This is a genomic window from Desulfovibrio sp. JY (assembly GCA_021730285.1).
Classification (GTDB): domain Bacteria; phylum Desulfobacterota; class Desulfovibrionia; order Desulfovibrionales; family Desulfovibrionaceae; genus Solidesulfovibrio.
This window is the reverse complement of sequence record CP082962.1, coordinates 4,263,975-4,277,766: the sequence shown is the minus strand read 5'-3', so window position 1 is coordinate 4,277,766 and position 13,792 is coordinate 4,263,975. Positions and strand designations below refer to the sequence as shown.

Annotated in this window: 8 protein-coding genes; 4 read left to right on the top strand and 4 right to left on the bottom strand. The window is 67.1% G+C overall.

The window, feature by feature from the left end:
* The first annotated feature begins 11 nt into the window (after nt 1-11).
* The 4 genes from glmM to K9F62_19145 all read left to right on the top strand — a co-directional run bounded on the left by glmM (nt 12) and on the right by K9F62_19145 (nt 7,015).
* Nucleotides 12-1,364, top strand: coding sequence for a phosphoglucosamine mutase (gene glmM / locus K9F62_19160; GenBank protein UJX40783.1), 1,353 nt, complete (start codon nt 12-14; stop codon nt 1,362-1,364).
* 199 nt (nt 1,365-1,563) lie between these two features.
* The gene (gene galU / locus K9F62_19155; protein ID UJX40782.1) at nt 1,564-2,436 is read left to right on the top strand and encodes a UTP--glucose-1-phosphate uridylyltransferase GalU; all 873 of its coding nucleotides are present in this window, start codon (nt 1,564-1,566) and stop codon (nt 2,434-2,436) included.
* 84 nt (nt 2,437-2,520) lie between these two features.
* On the top strand, nt 2,521-4,920 hold the full coding sequence (priA, locus tag K9F62_19150; protein ID UJX40781.1) for a primosomal protein N': 2,400 nt from the start codon (nt 2,521-2,523) through the stop codon (nt 4,918-4,920).
* Nucleotides 4,921-4,972: 52 nt separating this feature from the next.
* Nucleotides 4,973-7,015, top strand: a complete 2,043-nt coding sequence (locus K9F62_19145) for a PAS domain S-box protein (GenBank protein UJX40780.1) — start codon at nt 4,973-4,975, stop codon at nt 7,013-7,015.
* Here K9F62_19145 and K9F62_19140 read toward each other — a convergent pair.
* From K9F62_19140 to nagZ, 4 genes are all read right to left on the bottom strand, one after another.
* Entirely contained in the window at nt 7,012-8,673 is a 1,662-nt protein-coding gene (locus tag K9F62_19140; protein UJX40779.1) for a glycosyltransferase, read from the bottom strand. The two genes, K9F62_19145 and K9F62_19140, sit on opposite strands and share 4 nt — an antisense overlap.
* Nucleotides 8,670-9,698 (bottom strand): glycosyltransferase, encoded by a 1,029-nt coding sequence (locus K9F62_19135; protein ID UJX40778.1) that lies wholly within the window; start codon nt 9,696-9,698, stop codon nt 8,670-8,672. The genes K9F62_19140 and K9F62_19135 overlap by 4 nt, the downstream gene beginning before the upstream one ends.
* Nucleotides 9,699-9,821: 123 nt before the next feature.
* Nucleotides 9,822-11,957, bottom strand: coding sequence for a heme NO-binding domain-containing protein (locus K9F62_19130; GenBank protein ID UJX40777.1), 2,136 nt, complete (start codon nt 11,955-11,957; stop codon nt 9,822-9,824).
* 107 nt (nt 11,958-12,064) lie between these two features.
* Nucleotides 12,065-13,783, bottom strand: a complete 1,719-nt coding sequence (gene nagZ / locus K9F62_19125) for a beta-N-acetylhexosaminidase (GenBank protein ID UJX40776.1) — start codon at nt 13,781-13,783, stop codon at nt 12,065-12,067.
* Nucleotides 13,784-13,792: the final 9 nt, after the last annotated feature.

The window sequence follows — 13,792 nt, the reverse complement described above, 5'->3', positions numbered from 1 at the left end:
TGGGAGAATGCATGGAAAAGAAGCTCTTCGGAACGGACGGACTGCGCGGCAGGGTCAACGCCTACCCCATGACCCCGGACGTCGTCATGCGGCTGGGGCTGGCCGTGGGGCAGGTGCTGCGCAACGGCGGCCGGCGCCACAAGGTCCTTATCGGCAAGGACACCCGCCTTTCCGGCTACGTCTACGAATACGCCCTGGCCTCGGGTTTTTGCGCCGCCGGCATGGATGTGATCCTGGTCGGCCCGCTGCCCACGCCCGCCATCTCCTTTCTGACGCGCGACATGCGCGTGGACGTCGGCGTGGTCATCTCGGCCTCCCACAATCCCTACACCGACAACGGCATCAAATTTTTCGACCATATGGGGTTCAAGCTCCCCGACGCCGTGGAGGACAAGATCGCGGGATTGGTCGAGGGCTGCGGCCAGCAATGGGAACTGCCGGTCCCGGAAGCGGTGGGCCGCGCCTCCAAGATCCATGACAGCATCGGCCGCTACAACGTGTTTCTCAAAAATACCGTGCCCCTCGACGTCTCCTTCGACAAAATGAAGATCGTGCTCGACTGCGCCAACGGCGCGGCCTACCGGGTGGCGCCCGAGGTGTTCGAGGAGCTCGGGGCCGACGTGGTGAAAATCGGCGTCGAGCCCGACGGCACCAACATCAACCGGGGCGTGGGTTCGCTGCATCCGGAAGGCGTGGCCCGGGCCGTGGTTGCGCACGGGGCCGACATCGGCATCGCGCTCGACGGCGACGCCGACCGGGTCATCGTGTCCGACGAAAAGGGCCGCATCCTCGACGGCGACCAGATCATGGCCATCTGCGCCCTGGACTTCATGGCGCGGGGCAAGCTTTCCGGCAATCTGCTGGTGGCCACGGTCATGAGCAACATGGCGCTCGAGTTGTTCATGCAGTCCCATGGCGGGCGGTTGTTGCGCACCCCGGTCGGCGACCGCTATGTGGTCGAGGCCATGCGGGAACAGGGCGCGGTGCTTGGCGGCGAACAGTCCGGCCACCTGATTTTCCTCAACCACAGCACCACCGGCGACGGCACCCTGGCCGCGCTCCAGCTGATGCGGATCATGGTGCAGCGGGGCAGGCCACTCTCCGAGCTGGCCACGCTTTTGTCCCCCTTTCCCCAGGAACTGGTGAACGTGCCCGTGGCGCGCAAGATCCCTTTCTGCGATGTGCCGACCATCGAGCAGGCCACGGCCGATGCCGAGCGCCAGCTGGCCGGGCGGGGCCGGGTGCTGTTGCGCTATTCCGGCACCGAATCCCTGGCCCGGGTCATGGTCGAAGCCGAGGATCCGGAACTGGTCTCGCGTTTGAGCCAGGAGTTGGCCGAAGTCTTGGCCACGGCCTTGCGCTGAGCGACGGGGGCGTCGGAAATGCCTTTTGGGGCTGGACTTGTTCGTGCAAAGCCATTAACGTCGGTTGGTGATGCGTGGTACCGTCCGGCAGGGCGGACCGGCGTCGCGGGATAGGTCAAAATCGGCCGGCTGGACGCACGGGCGCGGTCCGCCACAGCCGCAATCATACCGGGCAGTGCGCGCTTTCAAGGAGAAGAGCATGGAAATCAAGAAGGTGGTCATTCCCGTTGCCGGATGGGGTACGCGGTCCTTGCCGGCCACGAAGAACATCCCCAAGGAGATGCTGCCCGTTTATAACAAACCCATCGTGCAGTACGTCGTCGAGGAAGCCCAGGCTTCGGGACTGCAGGATGTCGTTTTCGTCACCAACCGGAACAAGACCATTATCGAGGACCACTTCGACTATAATCTGGCCCTCGAGGACCTGCTTGCGCGCACGGGCAAGACCGATATGCTCAAGATGGTGCGCGAGGTGGCGGAGATGGCCAACATCATCTCCGTGCGCCAGAAGAAGCAGCTGGGACTGGGCCACGCCGTTTTGTGCGCCCGCGAGGTCTGCAAGAACGATCCCTTCTGCGTCATGGTCGGCGATGACCTGATGTTCAGCATGGAGCCCGGCATCAAGCAGCTCTTGACCGTGGCCCAGGCCGAGCACATGCCCGTCATCGGCGTCATGGAAGTGCCGGCGAACATGGTTTCCCGCTACGGCATCATCGACGGCGAGGAATTCGCCCCGGGCATGTTCCGGGTGCGCAATCTGGTGGAAAAGCCCAAGGTCAACGAAGCGCCGTCCAGGCTCGCCATTGTCGGCCGCTACGTGCTGTTCCCGGACATCTTCTACCATCTGGAGAAGGTGACCCCGGGCCATGGCGGCGAAATCCAGCTCACCGACGGCCTCAAAGGCCTTGCCGGCAACAACCGCCTGCTGGCGGTCAAGATCCAGGGCCAGCGTTTCGACGCCGGCGACTGGGTGGATTATTTGACGGCCAATATTTATTTTGCCCTGCATGACGAGGCGCTGCGTGAATCCCTGGTGCCGCGCCTGCGCGAGCTTTTGCCTTTTGCGGATTAGTCCGTTCGAACGGGCCGCCGGGTCCGAATTTTCTTGTCCGTATCGCCCGGGAGGCGTGCCTCCCGGGCGTTTTCCGTGTGTCCCATGACTGCCGCCACCTTGGCCGTCGCCCTGACGGCCCCGCCGTATGCCATCCTGACCTATACCGTGCCGGACGGCTTCGCCCCGGAGGATTTCCCCGTGGGGCTGTGCCTGCTTGCGCCGGTGGCCGGCATGCTGCGGGCCGGCGTGGTCTGGGAGGTCGGGGTCACGCCGCCCGAGGGCGTGCGCCTGCGGCCGGTGCTGTGGCCCCTGGAACGCCGTCCCGCCTGCGACGCCGACTATCTGGAGCTGGTGAAAAACCTGGCCAGCCGGCACATGGCCGAGCCCGGCCGCATTCTGGGCACGCTCTTGCCGCGCGGCATGCGTACGGCCCAGGTGGTCTTCGAGGTGACCGAATCCGGCCTGCCCCGGCGCATGGCGGCCAAGGCTCTTGCCCGGCTTGCCCCGGCGGCCCGGGCCGGACTGGTCGCGGCCTGGCGGAGGGGGGCCATGGGCTGCCGGCTGGCCGAGGAAGCGGCCGATCCGCTGTGCGCGCTTGCCGCCGATCCGCCCTGGCCGGTGCGTCCCGGCGCGGCCAGGCAGATCGCGGTCCTCGACGCGCTTTGCGATGCCGGCCCCATGCCGCTTTCCGACCTCAAGAAAAAGATCGGCCCGGACACCCTCACCGTCCTGCGCCGGCTGGTGGGCCTGGAATTGGTGCGCCTCGACGATGGGGCCGCCGCTGCGGATTGCATGGTCGGGCCGACCGAGGCCGGGGGCAGGGAGACGTCCCTGGCCGCCATGCCGCCGCTGACCGCCGCCCAGGCGGCCGCCCTCGAAAATTTGGCCCCGGTCTTTGATGCCCCGGACGGGGCGGCGCGGCTGGTGTTCGGCGTAACCGGCAGCGGCAAGACGCGCCTGTACATGGAGCTTGCCGCCAAGGCGCTGGCCCGGGGACGGCGGGTGCTGCTGCTCGCTCCGGAAGTGGCCTTGGCCGCCCGGCTGCACCGTGCCGCGGCCGGAGCCTTTCCGGGCTGTCCGCCCCTGCTCTACCATGGCTACCAGCCGCCGGCCGCCCGCGAGCACGCCTTTCGCCGTTGCGGCGGCGACGATGCGCCCCTGCTTGTCGTCGGCACGCGCTCGGCGCTTTTTCTGCCGCTGCGGGACATCGGGCTGATCGTCCTCGACGAGGAACATGACGGCGCGTTCAAGCAGGAGGACCGGCTGCCGTACCAGGCCAAGGAAGTGGCCTTTTTCCGGGCCGGCCGGGCCGGGGCGCTCTTGGTGCTTGGCTCGGCCACGCCGGACGTCAAGACTTTCCACGCCGCCCGGGAGGGCCATGTGCCCATGGTGCGCCTGCCCTCCCGTATCGGCGGCGGCGGCATGCCGGCCATCGAGCTGGTGGACATGCGCGGGGCGTCGAAGCTCACGTCCGTGGCCGGGCAGCGCGAAACCGGCGACCGGGTGGGCGTTTTGACCGACAGCGCCGCCGCCGCCCTGGCCGAAACCGTGGCCGATGGCGACCAGGCCATGATTCTCCTCAATCGCCGGGGCTATGCGCCGCTTTTATTCTGCCTCGACTGCGAGGCCCCGGTGCGCTGTCCCCACTGCGATTTGTCGCTCACCTACCACAAGGATCGGGAACGGCTGGTGTGCCACTATTGCGGCCACAGCCGGCCCCATCCCGCGCCGTGCCCTGTTTGCGGCGGGGCCAGCTTTCTGCCCATGGGCGTCGGCGCGGAGATGCTCGAGGAACAGCTGGCCGGCGTCCTGCCGGCCGGAACCGAGGTGGCCCGGCTCGACAAGGACATCGCCCGGCGGCCCGAGCGGGCCGAGGCCATTCTGGCCGATTTCGCCTCGGGTCGGGCCCAGGTGCTGGTCGGCACGCAGATGCTTTCCAAGGGCCACCATTTTCCGGACGTGACCCTGGTCATCGCGGCCGATGCCGATCTCGGGCGCAACCTGCCCGATTACCGCGCTTCGGAGCGGACCTTCCAACTGCTGACCCAGTTGGCCGGCCGGGCGGGCCGGGGAGACCGGCCGGGACGCGTGCTCATCCAGACGCGCATGCCCGACGACCCCTTTTTCCAGTTCGTGGTTCGCGGCGATTTTGAAGGTTTTTTCGAGCTGGAGCTTTCCCGGCGCAAGCGCCTGTGTTATCCTCCATTTACCCGGTTGGGACTCGCGCGCCTGAGCTTTCCCCGGGAGTGGGAGGCCGGTTTCACCGTCGTCGCCGCCGTGGGCGAGGCCATGCGCCAGGCCGCCACGCCGCTCGGGGTACGGGTGCTTGGACCGGCGCCGGCGCCGCTGGCCCTGGTCGCCGGGCGCAGGCGCTTTCACTGCCTGTTCAAATCCCCGGACTGGCCGTGTGTACGCCGCGTATTCGCCGCCGGTCGGAAAGCCCTTGCCGGCGCGGTCAAGATGCGGTTCACCCTGGATCTCGACCCGGTGGACATGCTGTGACCGGCGATGGAGAAGGGCGGTTTCAACGAGCCTTCGTCAACAAGGTGGGCGGATGGGCATGACGCGACGAAACGATCGGGACGACCCGGGAGGGCTGGTCAACCTCAGACCCGCCAGGATCGCCCTGGTCTATTTGCTGATCAGTCTTCTGTGGGTCGTTTTCTCCAATCGTCTCACCTCCATGTATTTCCGCGACGACCCGGACCTGCTGCTGCGGGTGACGTCGTTTAAGGGGCTGGCCTTTGTCCTTGTCACCTCGTCTTTTCTGTTTCTCCTCCTGCATCGCCATGTAGCCGCCTGCCGGCGCAAGGAACACGAACTGCGCGAAAGCCGGGAACAGTACCGGCTGGTGGTGGAGAGCGCGCCGGACGCCATTCTCATTCACGACGGCGAACGTTTCGTTTTCGCCAATCCGGAAGCCGCCAAACTCTTCGGCGCGGCAAGCCCCGAGGAGATCGTGGGACGGGACGTCATGGCGTTCGTGCACGAGGATTCCCAGGATGCCACCGCCGGGCGCATGCGGCAAAATGTGCTGCGTAAGGCGCCGGCCCGGCTTCGGGAGCAGCGCTATCTGCGGCTGGACGGCACCCCCCTCGAGGTGGAGGTGGCCGCCGTGCCGTTTGCGCTTGAGGCCACGGCCGGGGCGTTGGTGTTCGTGCGCGATATCTCGCGCCGCAAAAGCATGGAGCTCGCCTTGCGGGAGCGCGACCTCACCTACCGTCTGCTGGCCGACAATTGCCACGACGTCATTTTCACCTTGGACCCGCAGCAGCGTCCGACCTACGTCAGTCCTTCGATTCGGCGGCTTCGGGGAATAAGCGTCCAGGAGGCCATGGCCGAAACCATCGAGCAGATGATGACGCCCGCATCGGCTACCCGGGTCCGCCAGGCGGCGGAGCAACTCATAAGCGGGAACAAGGTCGATCCGAACTTCGTCAGCCGGTTGGAACTGGAGCTGCGTCGCAAGGACGGGGGAACGGTCTGGGCGGAAGCGGTGGTGCGGCCTTATTTCGATGCCGAGGGCGTTTTCCTGGGGCTGGTGGGGGTGCTGCGCGACCTCACCGAGCGCCGGGCCGTGGAAGCCGAGCTGCGCCGTTCCCGCGAGTTTTTGGGGATGATCGTGGAAGCCATTCCCGACCCTGTCTTCGTCAAGGACAACGAACACCGGTTCGTGCTGGCCAACGGAGCGCTTTGCGCCATGCTCGGCCAGCCGTCGGAGGCGATCGTCGGCGCGACGGACTACGATTTCGTGGCCCGGGAAGAGGCGGATGTCTTTATCGCCCGCGACAATATGGTCTTGGAGACGGGGCGTGAGGACCTTTTCGAGGAGCAATTCACCGACAAGGAGGGGCATTCGCATACCCTGGTCACGCGCAAGGGGCTTTTCGTCGATGCCGCTGGGGGCCGCTTTATCGTCGGCGTCATCCGCGACGTGACCCGGGACAAGATCCGGGAGCGGCAGTTGCGCGATTCGCTTCTGGAAAAGGAAGTGCTGCTCAAGGAAGTGCACCACCGGGTCAAGAACAATCTGCAAGTCATTTCCAGCCTGCTTTTCCTGCAAAAAGACGCCATCGAGGATCCGGCCGTCCAGGACATTTTCGAGGAAAGCCGCAACCGCATCGCCACCATGGCGCTTATTCACGAGGAACTCTACCGTTCCGGCGATCTGGCCCGGGTGGACCTCAAGGAGTATCTGGAGCGTCTGGTGCCCAAGGTCGTCCAGTCGCTGCGCGGGCAAAAAAGCATCGGCTTCGCCCTGAACCTGGCCGAATGCCGTGTCACCCTGGACAAGGCCATCCCGTTCGGGCTCATCATCAACGAGCTGGTGACCAACGCCGTCAAGCACGCCTTTGCCGACCGGCAGGAGGGGAACATCCGTCTGACGGTGGCCCGGGAGGGCGATCAGGTACAGGCCGTGGTGGAGGACGATGGCGTGGGTCTGCCGCCCAATTTTCATCCCGACGCGGTCAAATCCCTCGGCATGCAGCTTGTCGTGCAACTCACGCGCCAGCTGCGCGGGGTGCTGACCTTTGGTCCCGCCTCCCCCGGCACGGTCTTCCGACTGGGATTTTCCCTGGGCGACAAGCTCGGCTAAGGCCGCGCCGTCCCTGCCACGTCGGGCAGCTCCCGCCATTTGGCGATCAGATCCTCGCGCGCGCTTTGCCGCATGATGTCCGCGAGCCTGGCAAACTGTTCCCGATGCTTGGCCAAAAGCTTGTGCAGGTTGGCCTCGCCGCCGGCGATCTGGTCCGGCCGGGACGGGGCGAAAACCGGAGCCGGGCGCCTGTGGCCGACGACCAGATGGCCTTGATAGACCGGCGGTCGTCCGGACAGGGCCAGGCGCAGGTCATGGTCCACGTCGTCGTACTGGGAAGGGGAATAGCGGATGTCGAAGCCGCCGGCGGCGCGCAGCCGTTCGCCGCGAAAGAGATGGCAGCAGCCCATGACCGACAGGCACGGGCGCAGATGGGAAAAGGCCCCGAAATCGAAGCTTTCGGCATGGGGATCGCCAAGCCAGGGCAGGGCCGTCTCGCCGGCCTGCGTTTTTCCCGCAACGAGCATGGCCCCGATGCCCTGGGCCACGGCCGGATTGCCCGCGTCGGCCACCCGACAGCCCCAGACGCCGGCCTCGGGATAGGCCCGCACGGCGGCGAAAAGCCGCGGCAGCCAGTCCGCCGGCAGGTCCACGTCGTCGTCGAGATAGGCGACGAAATCCGCTCCCCCGACGCGCGCATCGGCGGCCAGCCAGTTGCGGGCGGCCGGCGCGCCGATATTGACCGGCAGCCGGATGGTCGCAAAGCGCTCGTCTCCGATCCTGTCCGCCCAGGCGGCGAGCACGTCAGGGGTGCTGTCGGACGAGGCGTTGTCGAGCACGGTCACCCGGGCCTGCCCGATGGCCGAGGCGAAAAGCGAGGCCAGGGTGGCGTCCAGGTCGGCGGCCTTGTTGAAGGTATACAGCGCGATGGCCACGGACGGCGCGATGGGGGCCGTTTCCCTGTCCCGGCCGGTCGCCAGATCAAAAAGGGCCAGGGCGGCGGAGACGTGTTCGGGCAGGGCCGCAAGCGTCACCGCGAAATGCGCCTTGGCCGTCTCCCGCTCGCCGGCCGCCCAGGCGGCCAGCCCGGCCCGAAAGCGCCCAAGCGGCCGGGGAGCCCGGGCCAGGGAGCGTTCGTAGAGGCCAAGCGCCTCGCCCGGCCGACCGGCGAGCAGGGCCAGATCGGCCCGCAGCTTGTCGGCCAGCGGCGCAAGCGCTTCGGGCATGGCCAGGGCGATATGCGCCAGTCCCCGGTCGAAATCCCGCGCTAAAATGTCCCGCCGCAGGGCCACGTGCAGCCAGAAAAGGCCAAAACGGCCACGGCATTCGTTTTCCAGGTAGGCCTCGATGCGCCGGGCGTCGCCGGTGGCCAACAGACGCTGGTAATAGGCCGTGTTCTCCGGAATCCGGAAATCGCGCGCCAGGGTTTGGAGTACGGCGGCCAAAGCCGGGTCGGCCGGGGCGTCGGCCTCGGCCAGGGCCTGGGCCAGGGTGGCGGCCGTTTGGCCATGCAGGCTGTCTTCCTCGAACGCGGCGGCCACAAGCCCCAGGCGGCGGCGGGTCCACACCTCCCGCGCCGGGCCTTGGGCCTGACCGGCCACGGCCCCGGCCAGGGCGGCGGCGCGCAGCAGATGGTCGCGGCCGACGGTTCCGGCCAACAGCATATCCGTAAAAGGGGCGGGCAGTTGCGCCGCAAGCCAGTCGGGCAGGGGGGTCATGGCGTCTCCGTGACGGCCCGGGTCCAGGCGCGCAGGAAGGCGGCGGCATTGCCGGCAAGCATGTGCCGGGTCATGACGGTTTCCTGGGCGTTTGCGGCCAGGGTCCGGCGCAGGGGAGCATCGAGGACAAGCCGGCGCACGGCCTCGCCCCAGTCGGCCGGGTCCGGGCCGACGAGCAGGCCGGTACGCTCCTGTTCCACCACGTCGCGATACGGCGGCAGATCGGCGAAAATCCCGGTTATGCCGCACAGGGCGTATTCCATCCATTTGATTGGGCTTTTGGCCCGGTTGAACGCCGTGTCGGCAAGGGGCGCCAGCCCGACGCCGCAGCCCAGGCGCGCCAACCGTCCCGCGTAGGTCGCGTAGGCGGGATCGAAGGGCACTGCGGTCGCGCCGCGAAAGCGCGCGGCGTCCGGGGCGCAGCCGAAAAAAACGAACCGGAGCTTTCCGGTCAGTTCCCGGGCGAGGGCGACCAAAACCGGCAGCAGGGGGGCGATGTCCGGTTCGTGGGACGCCGTTGCCGCGAGCGCCACGGCGACAACCGGCCGGGTCGGCGGGGCGACCGGCCGCCACAGGGCGTCCGGCAGGAAGTTGGGCACGACCGTTACCCGGGGATTTATGGCGGCGAAAACCTCCGCCAGCCGCGCCGTCGTGACCGTAACCAGTCGGGCCCGGCGGGCCGTTTCCAGGATGTGGGGCAGGCGTTCCGCCATGGCCGGGGCAAAAGGGTGCTCGGCCCCGAGCGCGGTCCAGTCGTCGTCGGTGTCGTAGACGACCGGCTTGCCCGAGGCGAAAAGGGCATCCAGGATGCCGGCCGTGTCCGGGCTCGGGAAATAGCGCTGGATCAGGATGACGTCCGCCCGGGAAAGGATGTCCAGGCGCAGATGGTGGCCGGGACCGTCGGGGATGGCTCCGGGCAGCAGGCGCACGTCGCGGCCCAGGGCCGCCGCCGGATCATACAGCCGCAGCCGGGCGCAGGCCGAGGCCGGGTCGTCGAAGCTGTATGTGGCGAGGGTCAGGGACATGGCGGCTTGGACCATATGGAAAACATGACAGGATTCCTATGCCATGGACGCCACTTTTGGAAGGGAAACGCGGGGACGGGACGCCGGCGGAGGCAAAGGCCCCTCCGCCGGCGCCTGGGATGTTCAGGAAGCCAGGGCCTTGCGGGCGCCGCCGGCGGGCAGGGACGGGAAGACGATTTCGGCCCGCACCGTATGCTTGTCGCCGGTCGAAACGGTGATGGTGACCGGTTCCTTGAAGTACTCGGCCGCGCCGCGCAGGATGCCCTCGTAGTATTCCGGGTAGCCGCGCCGCGAGTGGTAGGTCATGACCAGGGTCGCGCCCTTTTCCTCGTAGGTGAACTTCGGCGGCTCCAGTCCCGGCATGTCCTTGGTCAGCCGGGCATGGGTGTCGTTCATGGTCAGGTAGAATTCCTTGAGCTTCTGGGCCTTGAAATACCGGGGGTAGAGGTGGTGGAAGCCCTTTATGGTGTAGCGGCCCATGGTGAGGAAGATGTCTTTGACCGAAACACCGGCTTTGGTGGACACGAATTCCGCCATCTGGCGCAGGACCTGGTCGGGATAGTTCTGGGTCGGCAGGAAGGTGGGATGCCCCATTTCCTCCTGCATGGCATTGAAGACGGCCTCGCCGTACTGCTCGGTGATGAATTCCTGCATGAGCTTGGGCAGGATGCCTTTCATATTGCCCGCAGAGGTCCGCAGCTTCATGTCTTCTTCGTGGCGGTCGGCGAAAGTGCCGGCCAGGGTCAGGAGGGATTGGGCCAGTTCGGCCAGCTCGCGGGTGGCCTGGGCGGTCTGGGACGCGCCCTCGTCGGCTTCGGCGGCCACATGGGCGATGACTTCGATATTGTGGTTGATCTCTTCGGCGGCGGCGGATTGCTGTTCGGCCGCCGTGGCGATCTGGCTCACTTGTCCTGTCACTTCGTGGATGCGCTCCATGATGCGTTCCAGGGCCTCGCCGGCCTTGTGGGTGGCGTCGGTGCTCGTGATCACGCGCTCGTCGGTCTCCTGCATGGAGTCCACGGCATGGCGGGAGCCTTCCTGAATCTGGTGGATGGACTTTTCCACTTCCTTGGTGGCGGTCATGGTCTTTTCGGCCAGCTTTCGGACCTCGTCGGCCACGACCGCAAATCCCCGTCCGGCCTCGCCGGCCCTGGCGGCCTCGATGGCGGCGTTTAGGGCCAGCAGGTTCGTCTGGTCGGCAATGTCGTTGATGACGCCGATGATGCGGCCGATTTCGGCGGCCTGGCCGTCCAGGGCCGTCACCACCTGGCCGAGCTTGCCGGCGGACTCGGCCACGGCCTTGATGCCGGTCACGGCCTCGCGCACCTGGACGGCGCCGGTTTCCGCCGCTTCGTTGGCGCTGTCGGCGGCCTCGGAGGTCTTGGACGCGTTCTTGGCCACTTCCATGACCGTGGCCGTCATTTCCTCCATGGCCGTGGCCACGGCGTCGGACTGTCCTTTTTGCTGTTGCGCGCCCCGGGCCTGTTCGTCGGAGGAGGCGGAAAGCTCTTCCGAGGCCGAGGCCACGCGCTGGGCCAACTCGTTGATGTCGCCGCCGAGGTTGTGCAAATCAGCTTGCGAGCGTTCGAGTTCCTGCTGCTTGGTGCGCAGGGTGGACTGGTCGGTGATGCAGGTCACCGCGCCGAGGAGGTCGTTGCGCACGCCGTGAAAACAGTTGACGGAAAAATGGCAGGCGATCACGCGGCCGTCCCACAGGGTGAGATCGCGCTCGGCGTTCTCGGAGCCGCCGACCTTGAGGGCCTTCTCCGTCAACGACGCGCCGTCCTTGTTGTAAAAGGACTGGCTCACGGTCTTGCCGATGATGGCCTCGTGTTTTTTGCGGAGCATATCGGTCAGGGATTGGCTGGCGTGGGTGATGCGGCCTTCCTTGTTGCAGATGAAAAAAGGCGTGCCGACGCTAAGCACCGCGCCGCGGTAGTATTCCCGGCGCAGCATGTTAAATGACAGGGCCTTGCTTATTTCCGCGCCGAGGGGGCCAAGCGCTTCCCAGGACAGGACTTCGTCGAGATAAAACTTCTTGGCATCGTTGTTGATCCGGTACACGCCGTCATGAAGTTTGCTGAGAGGGCCGTTGATGCGGTTTGTCGCAAACCAGGCGGCAATCAGGCCGACGACGGCCAGGGCGATGGCGACGAAGATGTTGCCCAACAGAGTGGAACCGATGACACAAATGGCGAAGAGAATTCCCAGCACAAGGCAGAGGGTGCCTGGGGTGTAAGAGGCTTTCTGATTATCCATATTGTCGCTCCATATCTGTTTGCAGGGGATCAGATACCATTCGGGGGGAAAGGTCAACGGAATGGCTGCAATAGAACTGAAATTGCCTGTGGCTGGCGTGTTGGACCTTATTGCGTCGCAAATGCTGTAGAGGTTGTGCTCATAATGGTTGCCGGACACCGTCCGCCAAAAAGTTGCGTTGTAAAGAGCGCGTCCTCCAGGGCTGCCATACCGGCTGGCGTCTCGCCGTAAATGGCCAGTCGTGCCGCTGCGTTGGGCAGAAGGGGCAGGTCGTAGGGCGACTCGGCGGCGACGAGGATCAGCCGTCCGGGAGCGGCCTGGGCGAGACTTTCGGCCAGTCGCCGCTGGCCTGGATATTTGCGGGCGTTCGTGGCGAGCAGGATCACCTTGGAGGCCTGCCTGGCCGCCGCTTCGGCCTGGGCGATGGCGGTCGCGTCCGGGTCGGACGGCAAAAAAAGCGCGTGCGGGCCGCTCCAGGCGTCGATGCCGGCTTCGGCCAGGGCATCGATGGCGTCGCGGCCGAGACGCGGCCGCACGACGAGGGTCGAGGCGGTCCGCGCCGCCGGTAGGGCCGGTTTGGTCGGGCCGAACGCCGTCAGGGCGCGCACGGCGATGCGCCTGGCCAGGGCGATGTTTTGCGGCGTGTCCGTGCGCCGGGCCGCGTCCGGCGCGGGCTCGGCCAGCCGGGAGGCGGCCAGCAGGCCATAGCGTTCCTTGAGGCGCAGCACGCGGGCAACCGCCGCGTCCAGGCGTTTGGCCGGCACCCGGCCCGAACGGACGGCCTGGATCACGGCGTCCATGGCCAGCAGGCGCTCGGAGGCCGGGCGTCCCGCGTCCGCGCCGACAAGCAGGATGTCCGCCCCGGCCTCGAGGGCCAAAACGGCGGCCTCGGCCGTGCCCCAGGTGTCGGCCACCGCTCCCATGCCCAGGGAATCGGTGAAGATCACCCCCGAAAAACCCATGCGGCCGCGAAGCCAGCCTCCGAGCACCCGCCGGGACAGCGTGGCGGGCAGTCCCTTAGGCTCCAAGGCCGGCGCCAGGACATGGGCCGTCATCACGGCCGGGGCCCCGGCGGCCAGCGCCGCCCGAAACGGCGGGAAATCCACCCGGTCGAGCGTCCTTAGATCATGATCCACCCGGGGCAGGCCGACATGGGAATCCACGGACGTGTCGCCGTGGCCGGGAAAGTGTTTGGGCGTGCAGATGACCCCGGCGTTGCGGTAGCCGGTGGTGGCCGCGGCCGCGAACCGGGCCGCCGTGGCCGGGTCGGAGCCGAAGGAGCGGATGCCGATGACCGGGTTGGCGGGATTGATGTTGACGTCGGCCACGGGCGCGAAATCGACGTTTATGCCGACGGTGGCAAGCTCCCGGGCCGTGGCCGCGGCGGCGCGCCTAGCCAGGTCGGCCCGGCCCGTTGCCGCCTGGGCCATCTGGCTCGGAAAGACGGTGAATCCCTGGCGCAGGCGCGCCACCGGCCCGCCCTCCTGGTCCACGCCCACAAGCACTCCCACGCCATGGCCCGAGGCGGCGGCCGCCGCCTGCATGTCGGCCGTCAGGCGCGCCACCTGCTCCGGGGATTCGATGTTGCCCGCCGTGGCGTAGAGGATCAGCCCGCCGACATGGTGGTCGCGGATGAGCGCGGCGGCGTCCCCGGAAGCGACCGGCCCCTTGAACCAGAGCATGAAGATCTGGCCGACCTTTTCCTCCAGGCTCATGGCGGCCAGGAGCCGGGACGTTTCGGACGCGGCCCGCGCCTCGCGGCAGGAAAGCGTCAGGGCCAGGAGGATGCAACAAACGGTGATGGAGCGGCGGGAGAGGAGTGACATGGGGAGGTG